18 protein-coding genes are annotated in these 17254 nt (G+C 68.2%); 8 read left to right on the top strand and 10 right to left on the bottom strand.

Features of this window, described 5'->3' with window-relative positions; translation table 11 throughout:
• Positions 1 to 5: 5 nt before the first annotated feature.
• Together AB4Z10_RS21630 and tsaD are read right to left on the bottom strand one after the other, a co-directional pair.
• The gene (locus AB4Z10_RS21630; RefSeq protein ID WP_441472459.1) at positions 6 to 1004 is read right to left on the bottom strand and encodes an NAD(P)H-dependent glycerol-3-phosphate dehydrogenase; all 999 of its coding nucleotides are present in this window, start codon (positions 1002 to 1004) and stop codon (positions 6 to 8) included.
• Positions 1001 to 2056, bottom strand: coding sequence for a tRNA (adenosine(37)-N6)-threonylcarbamoyltransferase complex transferase subunit TsaD (gene tsaD / locus AB4Z10_RS21635; RefSeq protein WP_441472460.1), 1056 nt, complete (start codon positions 2054 to 2056; stop codon positions 1001 to 1003). Before tsaD ends, AB4Z10_RS21630 begins: the two co-directional genes overlap by 4 nt.
• A gap of 255 nt (positions 2057 to 2311) precedes the next feature.
• Here tsaD and AB4Z10_RS21640 point away from each other — a divergent pair, with 255 nt between their 5' ends.
• The 4 genes from AB4Z10_RS21640 (at position 2312) to rpoH (ending at position 8179) form a co-directional block, all read left to right on the top strand.
• Positions 2312 to 4171: a uroporphyrinogen-III synthase gene (locus tag AB4Z10_RS21640; protein ID WP_441472461.1), complete on the top strand. Its 1860-nt coding sequence runs from the start codon at positions 2312 to 2314 to the stop codon at positions 4169 to 4171.
• A gap of 17 nt (positions 4172 to 4188) precedes the next feature.
• Positions 4189 to 5868, top strand: coding sequence for a heme biosynthesis protein HemY (locus tag AB4Z10_RS21645; protein ID WP_441472462.1), 1680 nt, complete (start codon positions 4189 to 4191; stop codon positions 5866 to 5868).
• Between the two features lie 167 nt (positions 5869 to 6035).
• Positions 6036 to 7064: an RluA family pseudouridine synthase gene (locus tag AB4Z10_RS21650; RefSeq protein ID WP_441472463.1), complete on the top strand. Its 1029-nt coding sequence runs from the start codon at positions 6036 to 6038 to the stop codon at positions 7062 to 7064.
• A 218-nt stretch (positions 7065 to 7282) separates the two neighbouring features.
• Positions 7283 to 8179 (top strand): RNA polymerase sigma factor RpoH, encoded by an 897-nt coding sequence (gene rpoH, locus AB4Z10_RS21655; protein ID WP_441472464.1) that lies wholly within the window; start codon positions 7283 to 7285, stop codon positions 8177 to 8179.
• Between the two features lie 58 nt (positions 8180 to 8237).
• On the opposite strand, the gene AB4Z10_RS21660 is transcribed toward rpoH, so the two are convergent.
• Positions 8238 to 9278 carry a DUF2125 domain-containing protein gene (locus tag AB4Z10_RS21660; RefSeq protein WP_441472465.1) on the bottom strand — a complete coding sequence of 347 codons (1041 nt, stop codon included), beginning with the start codon at positions 9276 to 9278 and terminating at the stop codon, positions 8238 to 8240.
• A 134-nt stretch (positions 9279 to 9412) separates the two neighbouring features.
• Between AB4Z10_RS21660 and AB4Z10_RS21665 the strand changes: the two genes are divergently transcribed.
• On the top strand, positions 9413 to 9985 hold the full coding sequence (locus tag AB4Z10_RS21665; RefSeq protein ID WP_441472466.1) for a gamma-glutamylcyclotransferase: 573 nt from the start codon (positions 9413 to 9415) through the stop codon (positions 9983 to 9985).
• On the opposite strand, the gene AB4Z10_RS21670 is transcribed toward AB4Z10_RS21665, so the two are convergent.
• The 5 genes from AB4Z10_RS21670 to ftsE form a co-directional block, all read right to left on the bottom strand.
• On the bottom strand, positions 9986 to 10384 hold the full coding sequence (locus tag AB4Z10_RS21670) for a hypothetical protein (RefSeq protein WP_441472467.1): 399 nt from the start codon (positions 10382 to 10384) through the stop codon (positions 9986 to 9988).
• Positions 10385 to 10479: 95 nt separating this feature from the next.
• Complete coding sequence (locus AB4Z10_RS21675; RefSeq protein WP_441472468.1) at positions 10480 to 11256, bottom strand: lysophospholipid acyltransferase family protein; 777 nt, start codon at positions 11254 to 11256, stop codon at positions 10480 to 10482.
• 56 nt (positions 11257 to 11312) lie between these two features.
• Positions 11313 to 12113, bottom strand: coding sequence for a YdcF family protein (locus AB4Z10_RS21680; protein ID WP_441472469.1), 801 nt, complete (start codon positions 12111 to 12113; stop codon positions 11313 to 11315).
• 115 nt (positions 12114 to 12228) lie between these two features.
• Entirely contained in the window at positions 12229 to 13191 is a 963-nt protein-coding gene (locus AB4Z10_RS21685) for a cell division protein FtsX (protein ID WP_441472470.1), read from the bottom strand.
• A complete protein-coding gene (ftsE, locus tag AB4Z10_RS21690) occupies positions 13178 to 13837 on the bottom strand; it encodes a cell division ATP-binding protein FtsE (RefSeq protein ID WP_441472471.1) in 660 nt (219 codons plus the stop codon). The genes AB4Z10_RS21685 and ftsE overlap by 14 nt, the downstream gene beginning before the upstream one ends.
• Positions 13838 to 14102: 265 nt before the next feature.
• Between ftsE and AB4Z10_RS21695 the strand changes: the two genes are divergently transcribed.
• The 3 genes from AB4Z10_RS21695 to AB4Z10_RS21705 all read left to right on the top strand — a co-directional run bounded on the left by AB4Z10_RS21695 (position 14103) and on the right by AB4Z10_RS21705 (position 15978).
• Complete coding sequence (locus AB4Z10_RS21695) at positions 14103 to 14903, top strand: zinc-ribbon domain-containing protein (protein WP_441472472.1); 801 nt, start codon at positions 14103 to 14105, stop codon at positions 14901 to 14903.
• A gap of 130 nt (positions 14904 to 15033) precedes the next feature.
• Positions 15034 to 15591: a hypoxanthine phosphoribosyltransferase gene (hpt, locus tag AB4Z10_RS21700; protein WP_441472473.1), complete on the top strand. Its 558-nt coding sequence runs from the start codon at positions 15034 to 15036 to the stop codon at positions 15589 to 15591.
• 9 nt (positions 15592 to 15600) lie between these two features.
• Positions 15601 to 15978: a response regulator gene (locus AB4Z10_RS21705; protein WP_441472474.1), complete on the top strand. Its 378-nt coding sequence runs from the start codon at positions 15601 to 15603 to the stop codon at positions 15976 to 15978.
• Positions 15979 to 15981: 3 nt separating this feature from the next.
• Here the strand turns inward: AB4Z10_RS21705 and AB4Z10_RS21710 are convergent, their stop codons facing one another.
• Both AB4Z10_RS21710 and AB4Z10_RS21715 read right to left on the bottom strand, forming a co-directional pair.
• Complete coding sequence (locus AB4Z10_RS21710) at positions 15982 to 16491, bottom strand: TspO/MBR family protein (RefSeq protein ID WP_441472475.1); 510 nt, start codon at positions 16489 to 16491, stop codon at positions 15982 to 15984.
• A gap of 142 nt (positions 16492 to 16633) precedes the next feature.
• Complete coding sequence (locus tag AB4Z10_RS21715; RefSeq protein ID WP_441472476.1) at positions 16634 to 17143, bottom strand: Lrp/AsnC family transcriptional regulator; 510 nt, start codon at positions 17141 to 17143, stop codon at positions 16634 to 16636.
• Positions 17144 to 17254: the final 111 nt, after the last annotated feature.

Raw genomic sequence — 17254 nt, forward strand, 5'->3', positions numbered from 1 at the left:
TCCCCCTATCGTTCGGCCCGGATCGGCCGGGCGAGCAGGGCGGCCACGGCCTCCCGCACGCCGATGCGCCCGGCGATGATCTCGCAGACCGCTTCCGCGATCGGCGTCTCGACGTTCCGCGACCGGGCCATCTCGACCAGGATCGGAGCGGTGAAGGCGCCTTCGGTGAGCTTGCCGCCGGCGGCCTCGGCGGGCTTGCGGCCCTGTCCGAGCGCCAGACCATAGGCAAAGTTGCGCGATTGCGGCGAGGCGCAGCTCAACACGACGTCGCCGAGGCCCGACAGCCCCATCAGGGTTTCCGCTTCGCCGCCATAGGCCTCGCCGAAGCGACGCAGCTCCGCGAAGCCGCGCGCGACCAGCGCCGCGCGCGCGCTTTCGCCATAGCCGAGGCCGATGGCGATGCCGGCGGCGATGGCGAGCACGTTCTTGGCCGCCCCGCCGATCTCGACGCCGAGCGGATCGCTGGAGTGATAGATGCGGAAGGCCGGCGAGCTCAGCGCCTCGGCCAGGGCCTGCGCCAGCTCCGGTTCTGCCGCCGCGAGCGTCACCGCCGTCGGCAGGCCACGGCCGATATCGGCGGCAAAGCTAGGGCCGGACAGGATCGCGGTGCGGGCGCCGGGCAGCACGCTTTCGATGATCTCGGTCGGAAACAGGCCGCTCGCCTGCTCGATGCCTTTTGCGGCCGAGATGATCGGCACGCCCGCTGGCAGGTGCTCAGCCAGATTCTGGCAGGCCGAACGCAAATTCTGGGTGGGTACGGCGATGATCAGCGCGTCGCAATCCGCGAGGTCGTGGAGAGCGGCCGTGGCGCGGATCGATTCTGGCAGCGCGATATCGGGCAGCCGGGGCGCCTGGCGGCTGCGCTCGATGGCTGCGACGGTGTCCGGATCGCGGGCCCAGAGCCGGACATTGCGGCCGGCGCGGGTCGCGGCGAGCGCCAGCGCCGCGCCATAAGAGCCGGCGCCGACAACGCCGATGGTCGCGTAGGGCGCCGCGGGTTTCATGCGGCGGTCTTGGGCTTGGCCGAGAGCTCGTCGAGCGGCCAGCGGGGACGCGCGGCGACGGTCATGTCATCGACGAGGCCAAGCCTGAGCCGCTCGAGCCCGGCCCAGGCGATCATCGCGCCATTGTCGCCGCAGAGCGCCTGCGGCGGGGCGACCATCGGCAGGCCGGCTTCGGTGGCGAGGCGTGTCAGGCCGCTGCGGATCGCCTGATTGGCTGCGACGCCGCCTGCGACGACGAGCGTCGAGGGCGTGATGCCGGCTTCGCGGCAGGCGCGCAGGCCGGCGCGGGTGCGGTCCACCATGACGTCGACGATGGCTGCCTGGAAGGAGGCGCAGAGATCGGCGACGTCGCGATCGGAGAGCGGGGCGATGCGCTCGGCGACGAGGCGCACGGCGGTCTTGAGGCCGGAGAGCGAGAAGTCCGGATTGGCGCGCCCCTGCATCGGCCGCGGGAAATCGAAGCGCTCGGGATCGCCCTTCAGCGCCTCGCGCTCGACCGAGGGGCCGCCGGGGTATGGCAAAGCGAGCATCTTGGCGATCTTGTCGAAGGCCTCGCCCACGGCATCGTCGATGGTGCCGCCGAGCTTGAGATAGTCCCCGACGCCGCGCACGGCCAACAGCTGGGTGTGGCCACCCGAGACGAGCAGCAGCAGGTAGGGGAAGGCAAGGTTGTCGGTGAGGCGGGCGGTCAGCGCATGCGCCTCGAGATGGTTGATCGCGATGAAGGGCTTGCCGGTCGCGAGCGCGATCGCCTTGCCGGCGGTGAGCCCGACCATGACGCCGCCGACGAGGCCGGGCCCAGCCGCCGCCGCGATAGCGTCGATGTCCCCGGGCTTCATGCCGGCCGTCGCGAAGGCGCGCGCGATGATGCGGTCGATCGCCTCGACATGGGCGCGCGCCGCGATCTCCGGGACGACGCCGCCATAGGCCGCATGGGCGGCGATCTGGCTCAGCACCTCGTTCGACAGGATCTTGCTCTCGCCCGAGCGCTCGACGGAGACGATCGCGGCCGCTGTTTCGTCGCAGGTCGTCTCGATCCCAAGGACACGCATGATCGTTCGATTAACCTCACGGAACGGAAGAACGGGATGAGGGACCATGTCCGGCAGTTCCTCGCCGGCCATTCCTTCGTATAGTGCGGGGTAGGGTGCAAGGCCAAGGGGCGCGGTTGCGACCTTTGCGGCAGAGACAAGAACGGAGACGGCATGCAAGGCATCATTGTTCCGCCTCAATGCGGACCGAACGCGGGAAGCTGCATGGTTTGCGCACCGTCCTGTGGTCGTTGCCCTTCTTGTCAGGAGCTGTGAATGCGCGTTTTCGTCTTCCGTCCCCGTCCTGATGCCGAACGGACCGCGCGCGCCATTGCCGATCATGGTTTCGAGCCTGTGCTCGCGCCGCTCTTCGACGTGGTCCGGCTGCCCGGAGCAGCGCCGGAGGCTGCTTTCGATGCGATCGTGCTGACGAGCGGCAATGCCGTCCCGGCGCTCACCGAAGGACCGGCCGGCTGGCGTGACCTGCCGGTCTTCGCGGTCGGTGCGCGAACGGCGGCCAAGGTCCGTGAAGCCGGGCTAGAGGATGCGCGCAGCGCAGACGGCGACCGCAACGACCTGATCGAACTGATCAAGCGGACGCTGCCGGCCCCGGCGAAGCTCCTGATGATCGTGGGGCGCGATCGCAAGGAGGACGTGCCGGACCGGCTCAAGGCGGCCGGCTACGCGGTGACGCTCTGGACCGCCTATGCGGCCGAGCCGGTGACCGTCCTGCCCGAGGATACGCAGGCCGCGTTGCGGCATGGTCAGCCGGGCGATGCGGCCCTGCATTATTCGGCACGCGGCGCACGCACCTTCATCACGCTCGCGCAAGCGGCTGGTGTTTCGGACGCGGCGCTCGAACTCACCCATGTCGTGCTCTCGGCCGATGTCGCGGCGCCGCTGATCGCGGCGGGCGCCAGCACGGTGCTCGTCGCCGAGCATCCGGAGGAGGCAGGGATGCTCGCCGCGCTGGAGCAGGTCTCCGCGCGGGCAGGCGCATCCGATCCCGCCCGGCCGGAGCCGCGCGGCAGCCTCAAGCGTACGCCGCCGACCATCGAGCTCAAGGCCGAGGCGGAAGCGCCCGCAGCGGCGCCTGATAACGCGCATGCAGACGCCCATCCTCCGGAAGCGATTGCGCCGACGGAGGCGCTGCCGCAGGAATTCAGGCCGCCGCCCGTCGAGCCGCAGCGAGATGCCGGCGAGCGCCAGCCGCCGGCGGGAACGCCCTGGCTGCACTTGATCGCAGCCGGGCTTGTCGGCGGAATCATCGGAGCCGGGGGCGTGTTCCTGGCGCTGAACCGGGTCAGCCCGGCAGCGACCGGCGAGCAGATCGCCGAGCTGCGCAACCGGATCGATACCGTGCAGACCGGCGTGGCCGCGGCTGACCGGAAGGCGATGGCTGCGTCCGAGGCGGTGACGAAGACCGGATCGGAGGTGCAGGCGCTGGCTGGGAAGCTGGGCTCTCTCGGCAATCAACAGGCGCCCGATACGAGCGCCTTCGCTGCCCAGGTCCAGCGCACCGAGGCTGCGACAGCGGCGCTCGGGCAGCGGCTCGACCAGATCACCGGCCGCGTGGGCGCGGTCGAAGCACAGGCGAAGAGCGCGGCCGCCCTCGGCCCGGAGGCTACGGCCGCGGCGCGGATCGTGCTCGCCGAGCGGGTGCAGCGGGCGCTTGCGGCCGGGCGCTCCTTCGCGAGCGATGTCGCGGCGCTGACCAAGAGCGGTGTTGCTCAGGCCGATGTCGCTGCGTTGGCGGCGGTCGCAGCGTCGGGAGCCCCGACGCGCGACGCGCTGCTGGCGGGCTTCCGCAAGCATGGTGCGATGTTCCAGCGCGAGGTCACGCCGCAATCCGACAGCTGGTCGGACAAGCTCATCGGGCTCGCCAGCCGGATCGTCACGGTCCGCCCGGTCGGCGACAACGGCTCGAACGACCCCGCGACATTGCCGATCCGGCTGGAGGCTGCCATCGCGGCCGGGGACATGCCGAAGGCGGCTGCGCTGTGGGGACAGTTGCCCGAGCCGGCGCGCCGTGCCAGTGCGGATTTCGGCGCCGATCTGCAGAAGCGGGCCGCGGCGGATGCGGCGATCGCCAAGATCGCGCAGGATGCAGTCGCGGCGCTCGGCGCCGCCGGCTGACGGAGGATAGAGGGTCCATGGTTCGCGTTCTCATCTATCTCGCGGTCTTCGCCTGCCTTGCCTTCGGTGCGGTCTGGCTCGCGGATCGCCCCGGCGAGGTCTCGGTGCTCTGGCAGGGCTACCGGATCGAGACCAGCGTCGCGATCGCCGCCGTCGGCGTCGTGGCGCTCGCCTTCATCGTGCTGCTGGCGTGGGCGGTGCTGCGCTTCGTCTTCGGCCTGCCCTCGGCCTTCAGCCTGTCCTCGCGCGCCCGGCGCCGGGCTCGCGGCTTCGAGGCCGTCTCGCGCGGCATGGTCGCGATTGGCGCGGGCGATCCCGTCGCGGCCGGGCGCTATACCGGCGAAGCGCGCCGCTTCGTGCCGAACGAGCCGCTGACATTGTTGCTCGAAGCGCAGACGGCGCAGCTTTCAGGCGACCGCGCCCAGGCGGAGGCTGCCTTCAAGGCCATGCTCGACAAGCCGGAGACGCGGGTGCTCGGCCTGCGCGGTCTCTTCGTCGAGGCCAAGCGTCGCGGCGACATGGCGGCGGCCCGCGCGTTTGCCGACGATGCGGTGCGGCGCTCGCCCTCGCTCGCATGGGCCAATGATGCGCTGCTCGATTTCCACACCAACGCCGGCGACTGGCAGGCGGCGCGAACGGCCGTCGAGCGCCGCGCCGCGCTGCGGCTCGCCGACAAGGCGGAAGCGCGGCGCCAGCGCGCCGTCCTGCTCGCCGCCGAAGCGCTGCAGGAGAGGGACCGTGAGCCGGAGAAGGCGCTTGCCGCCGCTCTCGAGGCGGTGAAGCTCGCGCCGTCACTGACGCCCGCGGCCGCGCTTGCCGGGCGGATGTTGTCCGAGCGCGGCGATGTCCGCAAGGCGTCCAAGCTGCTGGAAGCAGCTTGGCGTGAAGCGCCGCATCCCGATATCGCCGCCGCCTATCTCGATGCGCGGCCGGGCGACAGCGCGCTCGATCGGCTTAACCGCGCGACCACCTTGTCGAAGCTGCGGCCGGCCGACCCAGAAAGCGTGCTGGCGCTGGCTGGGGCTGCGATCCAGGCGCGCGAATTCCAGAAGGCGCGCGAGATCTTGAAGCCGCTGCTCGCCGGCGGAGCCTCGGTGCGGGCCTGTCTGCTGATGGCCGAGCTGGAGGAAGCCGAGCACGGTGCCGCTGGCCGAGTGCGCGAATGGCTGGCACGGGCGACGCGGGCACCGCATGATGCGGCCTGGGTCGCGGACGGGCTGGTCTCCGACCACTGGATGCCGGTCTCGCCGATCACGGGCCGGCTCGACGCCTTCGTCTGGACGGTGCCGCCAGCGACGCTGGGGAGCCCGCCTCAGGCGCTCGATGACGTATTGGTCGATCTCGACGACTCGACCAAGCTGATCGAGATCAAGCCGTTGTCGGCAACGACGATCGAGCCGGCGGTGGTAGCTCCCCCGGCCGCGCCCGCGCCGAAGGAAGAACCGAAGCCGGAGCCGGCCGCGCCGGTCGCGCAGCCCGCTCCCAAGGAGGAGCCGAAACCGGTGGAGACGGTGACCGAGGTCGCGAGGCCGGCCGAAGCCAGGTCCGCAGAGGCCGCCAAGCCGGCTGTGTCTGCGCGGGAGGCCGCGCCGCCCAAGCCGGTGATCTTCCCGGTCTCGCATGCGCCGGACGATCCGGGGCCGGACGACGAGCCACCGCCAGAGCCGAAAAAGAGCGGCTTTCGCCTGTTCGGCTGAGGGCGGCCGCCGGCAACATTCTCGGGCGAAGCGCAGGCCCGGGAATCTCTTTCAGCGCGAGGAACAGGAAGCCCGTGTCATGAGATGCTCGGGTCACGCCCGCGCATGACGGGGGAGCATTGCGGAAAAGGCGTGCGGTCCCGCTGCATGCAACGTATAGCGGCGCAATGACCTCCGTTTCCGATCCGAATGCCAGCGTGACCCTGCAGGTCGGTCCCGAACAGGCCGGCCAACGCCTCGACAAGGCGCTTGCCCTGCTGGCCGGCGAGATTTCGCGTGCGCGGCTGCAGCAGGTCATCAAGGAGGGCGGCGTCCGCCTCAACGGCGCCGTCGCCAGCGACGGGAGCCGCAAGGTCGTCGAAGGCGACGAACTCGCCCTCGTGATGCCCGAGGCCAAGCCGGCGGAGCCGATCGGGCAGGATATCCCGCTCAACGTCGTCTATGAGGACGAGCATCTCATCGTCATCGACAAGCCGGCGGGGCTGGTCGTCCATCCGGCGGGCGGCCATGAGGATGGTACGCTCGTCAATGCGCTGATCGCCCATTGCGGCGAGAGCCTCTCCGGCATCGGCGGCGTCCGGCGTCCCGGCATCGTTCACCGGCTCGACAAGGATACCAGCGGACTGCTCGTCGTCGCCAAGAACGACCAGGCGCATCAGAAGCTCGCCAAGCAGTTCGCCGACCATGGCCGCACGGGCCCGCTGCAGCGCGCCTATCTCGCCATCGTCTGGGGCGTGCCGCGGCTGCACCAGGGCACGATCGATGCGCCGATCGAGCGATCGAACCGCAATCGCGAGAAGATGATGGTGGTCAAGGAAGGGCGGGGCCGCGAGGCGATCACGCATATCGAATTGATCGAGCGTTACCCGCCTCTGCTCAAGGGGCTCGACGAAACCGAGCCGCTGGCGAGCCTGATCGAGTGCCGGTTGGAGACCGGGCGCACGCATCAAATCCGCGTGCATATGAGCCATATCGGCCACCCGTTGCTCGGCGACCAGCTCTATGGCTCGGGATTTGTCACCAAGGCAGTGCGGTTGCCGGCGGAGGCACAGGCGGCGCTCGCCGCGCTGGGGCGCCAGGCACTGCATGCCGCCATTCTCGGATTCGCGCATCCCGCCACGGGCGAGGAAATGCTGTTCGAATCCGAGCCGCCTGCGGCTTTTGCGAATCTGCAAACCGCCCTCGCGACGCTGTGAGTCAATCTGGCTTCTCTGCCACCTTTCCGCCAGACTGAGTTCGCATATACTAGGGTTGTCGGATGCGGATGGCCAAGGGGGCGCCGCACGCGATCAGTCCAGCCGAACTCCACAGCAGTTGCTGCGTTGGATCTATTCGCATCATCCGAAACCTGCGCGAAGGTTGATCGCGCGGTGGGCCTGCCGCACAGCGGGAGCCTTGATGAGGAGACACGCGCATGGCGAGTGCTTCGCTGCCTGTCCTGTCCGCCGAAGGCGGGCTGTCACGTTATCTCGACGAAATCCGCAAGTTCCCGATGCTGGAACCGAGCGAGGAATACATGCTGGCCAAGCGCTGGCGTGAGCATGGCGACCGCGATGCGGCGCACAAGCTCGTTACCTCGCATCTTCGCCTCGTCGCCAAGATTGCCATGGGCTATCGCGGCTACGGCCTGCCGATCGGCGAAGTCGTGTCCGAAGGCAATGTCGGCCTGATGCAGGCGGTCAAGCGCTTCGAGCCTGACAAGGGATTCCGCCTTGCCACCTATGCGATGTGGTGGATCAAGGCCTCAATTCAAGAGTACATCCTGCGCTCGTGGTCGCTCGTGAAGATGGGCACCACGGCCAACCAGAAGAAGCTGTTCTTCAACCTGCGCAAGGCCAAGAGCAAGATCTCGGCGCTGGGTGAGGGCGATCTGCGCCCCGATCAGGTCAAGCAGATCGCGACCAAGCTCGGCGTCAACGAGCAGGACGTGGTCGAGATGAACCGCCGGCTCGGCGGCGACGCCTCGCTCAACACGCCGCTGCGCGAGGACGGCGAGGGCGAGTGGCAGGACTGGCTGGTCGATGATTCCGAGAGCCAGGAGCGCCGCCTCGCCGATTCGGAGGAGAGCAGCAACCGCCATACTGCTCTGCGCGAGGCGCTGGAGGTGCTGAATCCGCGCGAGCGCCGGATATTCGAGGCGCGTCGTCTCGCGGAGGATCCGATCACGCTGGAGCAGCTCTCCGAGGAGTTCGGCGTTTCGCGCGAGCGCGTCCGCCAGATCGAGGTGCGCGCCTTCGAGAAGGTGCAGGAGGCGGTCAAGAAGGCCATCAGCCGCATTGAGGCGCCGAGCGCGGCCCTGCCGGCGGCCTGAGCCGGCGCTGCAGCGCAGATAAGTTCAAGGGGCGCCGCGGCGCCCCTTTTTCATGTGTTTAGTAGAGAGAGGGCAGCGGCTGGAGCGGCAGCCGGAAGGGCCCGATGAAAACCCGGCCTTCGCGCAGCGACACGGGCGGCAGCGGGGTGAGGCCGGGTGTCGCCGCGGGATCGGCACCGCGCCCGCCGAGAAGACCGCCGAGGCCGCCGAGGAGGCTGCCGATGCGAATACCGCCGATCTGTTCGATGCCGGCTGCTGCCAGCCGGAGATCGCCGGAGACACGGCGCATCGGATCGAGCTGCAACTGGCCGCTGCCATCGACGCGGGCCTTGCCCTTGGTCGAGACGAGGCGGGTCAGCTCGAAGGCGCCGTTGGCGCCGCGCCAGCTTTCCAGAGCGTCGGGATTGAAGCCTTTGCGGAAGGCTTCCGCCTGCGTCAGCGTGGCTTCCAGCGCGATCTCGCCGGTATCGGTGTTGCGGAGCAGCATGTCGATCGGCGGCAGGACCGTACCCTTGGCCGTGAGGGCGATGTCGACGGCCTGGTCGGTGGCCGGCCGCGCCGGGTTGCGGCGAAGGTGGGCCTCGAGGGACTTGCTGCTCCAGGTTTCCGGATTCAGGCCGGGCGCCGTCTGAACGGCCGTAAGATCGCTGGCGACGAGGGCGAAGCGCTCGGGATTGCGCCAGGCGAGGCTGGCATCGAGGTTGGTCCAGGTCAGAGCGACCGAGCGGCCTTCGGGCAGGGTGACCTTGGCGGGGCCGGTGAGCTCGACAATCACGAGACTGGGCGAATAGATCTGGCCGACGGCGACGGCAGGGCCGGTCTCGACGCGAACGGCGTCTCCCCAGCGCGTCGAGGTCAGTGCGAGCGCATTGCAGCGCAGCTCGATTCTGAAGGGATAGCCGCCGATCGTGCGGTCGCTGCAGGTCCAGGTGCGGCCGCGCTCGGCCTCGCGCGCCAGGGCGGCATCGATCTCGGCCGCGGCGCGCCCGCGTGCATAGAACCAGAAGACGGACCAGGCCGCCGCCAGGATAACGAGCAGAAGCGTGGGACCGTAGAGCCAGAAGCGGCTCTGGCGGCGCGTCGGAAGGGTATCGGTCATGCGGCAGGCGTTCCTTGCGCGGAGGCGGGCGGATTGTTAGCTCGCCGAAGGAGCCGGCGCCAGAGCGGGAAGGCCCTTGCGCTGGACGGCGCGGGACAGCAAGCAGCTTGGCGCGGCCAAATTATGGGATGGCGATGACGACCGAATTCGGTGCGACCGATCTCTGGGTCTTCGGCTACGGCTCGCTGATCTGGCGGCCTGGCTTTCCCTTCGCGGAGAGCGTGCAGGCCCGGCTGCACGGCTATCACCGCTCGCTCTGCGTCTTCTCGCATGTCCATCGTGGCACGCCGGAGCGGCCGGGGCTGGTCCTCGGGCTCGATCGCGGCGGCGTCTGCCGGGGCCTCGCCTTCCGGGTCGCTGCGGCACAGGCGAAGGAGACGGTGGACTATCTGCGGGCGCGCGAGCAGGCGACGGCTGTTTATCTCGAGCGCCATGTTCCGCTCAGGCTGGAGGATGGCCGGCAGGCACGCGGGCTGGTCTATGTCGCTGACCGCAAGCATCTGCAATATGCCGGCAAGCTGCCGCCCGCGCAGCTGCTCAAGCTCGTTCGGGAGGGAAAGGGCCAGTCCGGCGAGAACCCGGACTATGTGCTGCAGACGCATGAGCATCTGCGCAAGATGGGCATCTACGATCCGGTCCTGGCCTGCCTCGCGCAGGAGCTGGCGCCCGGTCTCGGCGCGCCGCATCCGCCGTTGGGGGCCGGCTGATCAGGCTTCCGGGCTGGCCTCCGGCATCAGGTCGAGCAGCGCGGCCCGGCGGCTCAGGCCATCCTCGGCGAGAAGATGCACGTGAATCTCGGCAGCGCCTGCGGCGCCGATCGCGCGCTGCCAGCGGCTCAGGGCCGCCTCGACACCGAAAGGGCCGGAATCCCGCGCCGCGATGATGCGCCGATCGGGAGAGACCGCGAGCAGCACGGCATCGGTGAAGCCGAGCGCATGCATGTCATCGACGGCGAAGACCGAGGCGACATAACGCCGGCCGGACCGGCCGCGCCAGGCGGTGAAGCGGCGCTCGCTGAGGCTCGCGGTACTGCGCAGCGGCATCTCGCGGGCGACGAGGGGCTCGTCGAAAAGATCGGGAGTATAGCGATAGGCGAGAGCGGCCATGTCCGTTCCTCCGCAATAGGAACAAAATGGGAACGACATGGAGATAAGTCAAGCGTCGGAGCCGGCAGCTCCCGGGGCGGCGTAAAGTTCTGCTGTCAGGGTTTGTCAGGAGCCTGCGCCGCGAGCGGGTCGAGGCCGAGCGCGGCGAGTTCCGCCCGCCCCTGCGCCAGCAGCCTGTCGCAGGCTGTTTCGATCCGTTCCTGCAGCTCATGCTGAAAGGCGAGCTTGCCGAGACCCGGCATGATCGGTGGCAGGATCTCGATGCGGATCGTGCCGGGTCGGCGCAGGAATTTGCGGCGCGGCCAGTAGAGGCCGGTATTGAGTGCGACGGGAACGCAGGGGACGCCGAGCTCGGCGTAGAGATGGGCGGCGCCGAACTTGTAGGCCGGTGGGGCGCCGGGGGGGCGGCGCGTGCCTTCCGGGAAGATCAGCAGCTGACGGCCGTTCTGACCGAGCTCGACCTTGGCGCGCCGCGTGACGTCGGACAGGGCGCGGGCGCGGGCACCGCGGTTGACGGGAATCATGCGCAGCTGGTTCAGCGCCCAGCCGAAGAGCGGGATCCAGGTCAGCTCGCGCTTCAGGATGAAAACCGGGTTCTGGAAGATCGTGACGAGTGTGAAGGTCTCGACGAAGGACTGATGCTTCGCCGCCACCATCAGGCCGCCCTGCGGAATGTTCTCGATGCCGGTGACCTCGTAGCGCGTGCCGGCGACCACGCGCAGCAGCCAGAGCGAGGACCGCGACCAGGCGATGGCCGCGGCCAGCAGAATCCGCCTCGGCAAAAACAGCGCCGGCAGAATGATGAAGATCAGCCAGAGGACAAGATTGGCATAGAAGAGTGTGTTGAAGGCGAGGGAGCGCAGGACGAGCATGCTGCGCAATGAGCCTGAGACGCGGCGCCGGTCAAGCGCTTGCGCTATTTCGGGGCTCAGCCCTCGTGGCGGGAATGGCCCGGCAGCCGCGACCGCTTCTCGGCCGCGGGGCCCAGAAGCTCGGCCGGCTTCGACGAGACAGGCTTGCGGCCGCCGGTGATCACCGAGAGCCGCGAATTCTCGGGATCGCTTTCGACGAGACTGCGCAGGCGTGCGACGAGATATTTCACGTATTCCGGCGCGAGGACCTTGATCGTCGCCCAGCGATACCACCAGCCTGTCGTGTCGAGATGCTCGGTGACGACCGGGTGGGGGATCAGCGTGACGCCCGGCATGGCATGGGCGAATTCTGCGACCGTGCGCGGCATGTGGTAGTTCGAGGTCACGACCATCAGCGAGCGAAAGCCGTGCTCGCGGACCCAGCGCCGCGCCTCGATGGCGTTGCCGATGGTGTTGCGGGCGCGGTAGTCGAGATCGACGCAGCAATTGAGCAGGTCGCGCGAGGCGGGGTTGAGCTTGGCCAGTTCCTCGCGGCTGGTCTTCTCGTTGACGCCGCTGATCAGGAGCCGTGAGCCGCGATCGGCCCCAAGCAGTCCGATGGCGTCGCCGATACGCTGGGCGCCGCCGGTGACCACGACGATCGCGTCCGTACGCGGGGAAGTCGCCGGTTCCTGCGCGTCGATGGCCGAGGCGAAACGCACATAGCCGAGGCCGAGCAGCGCGACGCAGGTCCCCGCCAGCGCAGCGACGGTCAGAGCCAGGATGCGGCGCAGCGAGGGCCGCACAGCCTGCCCGGAGCCCCGGATCGCTGAATCCGGCGGCTCGATCCCGAGATCGTCCTTCGTGCTGCCGATCATGGCCATGATATCGTTGGCATAACCCGGCATTCGGGCATAACGGCGGCGGCAGGATGCCGGCTTTCGCCGCAGGAGTGAAGGATCCGTTGACGTCCGGCTGTCGCCCCGCGCGCGCTCATGACAGCATCCGCAGATAGTGACGGACGGTGAAGCGCGAGACGAGACCGGCGATGGCGGCGACCACCATTGCGACCAGAAGCACCGCGGCATAGCCGGCCCAGCCTATTTCGAAGGCGCCGAACAGAGCCTGCAACTGCTCGGCCTCCGGCGCCGTGCGCCAGCGCGAGACGATGAAGCCGATGAGGGCGATGGCGAGGATCGCGGCGAAGCCGCCGAAAGCCCCGCCCTTGAGACCCAGCCTGATGAAGCGGCTCTGGAATTCGCGGGCGATGAAGCCGTCATCGGCGCCGACGAAATGCAGCACCTCGACGCTGTCGCGGCTGCCCGCCATCGCGCCACGTGTGGCGAAAGCGACGGCGAGCGCGGCCGCTGTCAGGACGAGCAGAACGATCGCGAAGCCGGAGGCGACGATGGTGCCGGCCATGGCTGAGAGCCGCCGGACCCAGAGCCGGTGATCATCGAGGATCGCCGTCGGCACCTCGCGGCGCAGCGCCGGCCCGAAGCTCGCCAGATCCGGGCTGGCGCCGCTCTTGAGCTTGAGCACGATCAGGCGCGGAATCGGCAGCTCGACGAGGTCGAGGCCGGTGCCGAGCCAGGGTTCGAGCAGCTTGTCCGATTCGGCCTTCGGCACGGCGCGCACGCTGTCGATGCCGTCGAGCGCCTGCGCCATCGCCACGGCGCGCGCGACATCGCCGTCGATGCTGCGATGCGAATCGGGACGGATCTGGATGGTCATCTCGTTGGAGATGGCCCCCCGCCACTGATCGGAAGCGCGCGCGGCGAGCACGGCGGCGCCGGCGCTGAGCGCGGCGAGGAAGGTCAGGATCGCGATCACCGCCATCAGCGCGCGGCCGGCAACGGTGTCGACAGGCACGAGCGGCAGGTCGCGCCGCAGATTGGGCGGCAGCGTCCTTTCCTCGCGCTCCGGTTCGTGATGGCTGAGCTCAGGCATCGACATGCAGATGCCCGTCGGCCAGCACGAGGCGCGGCGCGTCGTAGATCTCCATCAGATTGAGATCATGCGTGGCGATGATCACGGCGGTGCCGAGCGTCTGCAGCTCCATGAACAGCCGCAACAGCCGCCGACCGAGGCCGGGATCGACATTGCCGGTCGGCTCGTCGGCGAGCAGCAGTTCCGGCCGGCCGATCAGGGCGCGGGCGATCGCGGCGCGCTGCTTTTCGCCACCGGAGAGGACCGGTGGCACGGCATGCATGCGTTCGCCGAGCCCGACCCAGCGCAGCAATTCGACGACCTCGGCGCGATAGCTCGCCTCCTCCTTGCCGAGAACGCGCAAGGGCAGGGCGACATTCTCGTAGACGGTGAGATGATCGAGCAGGCGGAAATCCTGAAAGACCACGCCCATGCGGCGGCGAAAGGCGGTGAGCGTGTCGGCATCGAGGCGCGAGACATCCTGGCCGAACAGGTTCACCAGCCCGCGCGTCGGCTTCAACGCCATCAGGATGAGACGCATCAACGTCGTCTTGCCCGCACCGGACGGGCCGGTGAGATACTGGAACGAGCGCGGCGCGATGCTGAAGTTGATGTCCTTCAGCACCTCCGGCCCCATGCCATAACGCAGGCCGACATTTTCGAACCGAACCAAGCGGTCTTCCTCATTCAGCGAAACGCGTATCCGGGCCAATCCTACACCGCAAGCGAGCCTGCCCGGAACGGCGCGATGGGTGCAGTCTGCGTCACAGATTCTTCACGGGGCGTTAACCATAAATCGTGCCAATAGCAGCGGGCATTTCCGTTCGCCGCCATTCGTGCTTCAGCGCCTGTCGTCGTGCCAGATCCTGAAGGACGAATCCCGGGCCGAAGCGTACCGGAGACACCCGGCCATCGTTGCGAAGAGATTGCCCAAGCCCATGCTGATCGTCTGCCCATCCTGTGCCAGCCAGTATGAACTCGACGCGGCCAAACTGGGGCCGGAAGGTCGAAAGGTGCGCTGCGCGAGCTGCAAGACCGCATGGCATGTCGAGCCGGTCGCCGTCTTTCCCGATGCACCCAGCGAGGAGGAGACGAAAGCCCTGCTGGCGGAGGAGATGGAGCGCGCTGCCGCCATCGACGCCGAGATCACCGCGCTTGCCGCCGAAACCAGTGAGAAGGCGGTTGCGGAGGCGGAATCCGACATCGTCGCCAATAGCCGGCCTCTCGCCCGGCGCGGCAGGCCCGGTGCGGCAAGGGCAACCGCTTCCAGGGTGAAGGGTTTGCGGCGCGCGGCGGCGTTACCGGCGGCGGCCGCTGTGGCGGGTCTTGCCCTGCTCGGCCTTTTCGCATGGCAGCGCAACGCAGTCGTCCGCGCTGCCCCGCAGCTCGCGAGCGTGTTCGAGACGGCCGGGCTACCGGTGAATGTGAGGGGCCTGAGCCTGGGCGCGATCGAGAGCGGGCTCGTCGAGGATGGTGCGAACCGTTTCCTCGTCGTCGAGGGCGATGTCACCAATATCACCAAGAGCAAGGCGAAAGTGCCGCTGATCGAGGTCGCGGTGAAGGATGCTGCCGGCGCGACGCTCTACACCTGGACGACGGAGTCGCCGCGGGCGAGTCTGGAGCCTGCCGAACTCATCCGTTTCCGGGCCCGGCTTGCTTCTCCCCCGGAAAGCGGGCGGTCCGTGCGGGTGCGCTTCACTTCGGCCGCGACAACCGCCAATATCGCCAGCACGCCCTGACGCTGCTAGGACGGGTGCTTGTCGATCGGGCCTGTCGGGCTGGACGGCGTTCATCAACAATCGCTGCACGGGCCCCGGCGCATCGATCTTGCGCGGGCCGGTTGCGGCCGGAAATGAAGACGGAGATATCATGCCGGAACGGCGGATCAGGGTTCTTTACGACGAGGCTGCGATCGCGCGGCGCAACCAGGAGATGGCGGAGGCCATTGCCGCCAGCAATCCCAAGGATCTGCTCGTCGTTGCCGTTCTGAAGGGCAGCTTCATGTTCGCGGCCGACCTGATCAGGGCGATGCACCGCATCGGCCTCGCGCCGCAGGTCGAGTTCATTCACCTCTCGAGCTACCGGACGGGAACCGTCTCGTCGGGGCAGGTCGAAATCCTGCGCGACGTGCAGAGCGAGGTGCGCGGGCGCGACGTGCTTCTGGTCGACGACATCCTGGAATCCGGCCGCACGCTGGCTTTCGCCAAGGATCTGCTGGCCGCACGCGGTGCCGCGAAGGTGTCCACCGCGGTTCTGTTGGAAAAGCCGCATAAGCGCGCGGTCAACATCCAGGCTGATTATGTAGGCTTCGAATGCCCGGACTATTTCGTCGTCGGCTATGGCATGGATGTCGCGCATTCCTATCGCCAACTGCCTTTCGTCGGCGTGATCGAGACGGAAGATCAGGCCGGACTGCCGGGCATCTGAGGAACTGCGATGTCACGTATTCTGGTCGTCGACGACGAGGAGCCGCTGCGCGTGCTGGTGGCGCGCGGCCTCAGCCTGGACGGCCATAGCTGCCTCACTGCTGCCGATGGCGCCGAGGCGCTCGACATCCTTCTGGCGGAGGAGGGGCGCTTCGACCTGCTGCTGACGGATATCCGCATGCCGCTGATGGACGGGATCGCGCTGGCGCTCGCCGCCAAGCAGCGCTTCCCCGAGCTGACCATCATGCTGATGACCGGCTATGCCGAGCAGCGCGAGCGCGCGAAGAGCCTGGAGACGATCGTCGCCGAAGTGATGGCGAAACCCTTCACCATCGCCGAACTCCGCGCCACCGTGATGAAGGTGATCGAGCGCTCGATCGGCGGATAATCCTCAGCGGTTGAGCCACCAGATCGAGGCATTGAGCAGGGTCGCGAAGGAGACCCATGCGAGATAGGGCCAGAGCAGATTGGCGGCGAGCCGGTCGAGCGGTCTGAAGGCGGCGATGGTCGCGAGGATCAGGACGAGCAGCGGCAGGATGACGATCAGCCCCGCCAGCGGGCTGTTGGCACCGAAGAAAGCGAAGGACCAGCCGATATTGAGCAGAAGCTGCAGGTGATAGACCAGCAGCGCGCGGCGCCGGCCGGGCACCCCGACAGGGATGCGCAGGATGCGGAAGGCCGCCAGCGCCATCAGCGCATAGAGCGCGGTCCAGACCGGCGCGAAGATCCAGTTCGGCGGGTTGAAGGCCGGCTTGGCGAGCCCGGCATACCACCCCGCAATCTGAGGAACCGTGACTGCACCGCCGAGCACCGACGCTGCGACGACCGGCAGGATCGCGATGATCAGCGCCGCCCAGAGCGGGGAGCAGCGTTCGGAGTGAATTCCCGGAAGCGTGTTCATACCCGGAAGATGATGCCGGTGCGTTGGGGCGGCAAGGCTGCCTGGCGCCACCTGACATGCGTCCTGCTCTGGATGGCATGTCTTCCGGTCATGGAACTCTTCCTGAGAAGGCCGAGGCGGAGGCCGCTTGCGAGACCGGGCGCTAGGCCCGCCGTTCGGGGCGAGCCGCCGCGGTAGCGCGCTCCGGCCGACCAGCTTGCGCCGGACCGACCACTTCGCGCATGGCGACATAGGTGTAGAACGACGACACGTTGGGGTCGTCGTGGAAAACCTCGCGCGCAAAGGCCGCGTAGGCTTCCATGCTCTCGACCTGAAGGTGGAGGACGAAATCCGCGCCTCCCGTCACATAGGACGCGTACCGAACCTCCGGCCGCAAACGCAGCTTGCGTGCGAAGGCCTCGGCGAGCTGAGAGCCCCTGTCGATCGAGACCAGCACGTGAATTGTGAGGGGAACGCCGAGCACGGCGGGGTTCACGATGGAGATGTCGGCCGTGATGATCTTTTCGGCTCGCAATCGCCGGAGGCGGCGGAGCACGGCGCTCTGAGACAATCCGACTCGCTCCGCCAGGACGCGGGCCGGCGTCTGGTTGTCGCGCTGCATCTCTTCGAGCAGGGCATGGTCGAACTGATCGAGGTCGGCGATTTTCGGCATCATGAGTTTCCTGGCGACGAAAATAGTCGCCCTATGGTGAAAAGCACCAACTTTAATTTTGGCTGAGCCCTAGAGTGCGTCTGACCGATCATGCGAGATCGTGTCGACATA

This window comes from Allobosea sp. RAF48 (genome assembly GCF_052114025.1).
Classification (GTDB): Bacteria; Pseudomonadota; Alphaproteobacteria; order Rhizobiales; family Beijerinckiaceae; genus Allobosea.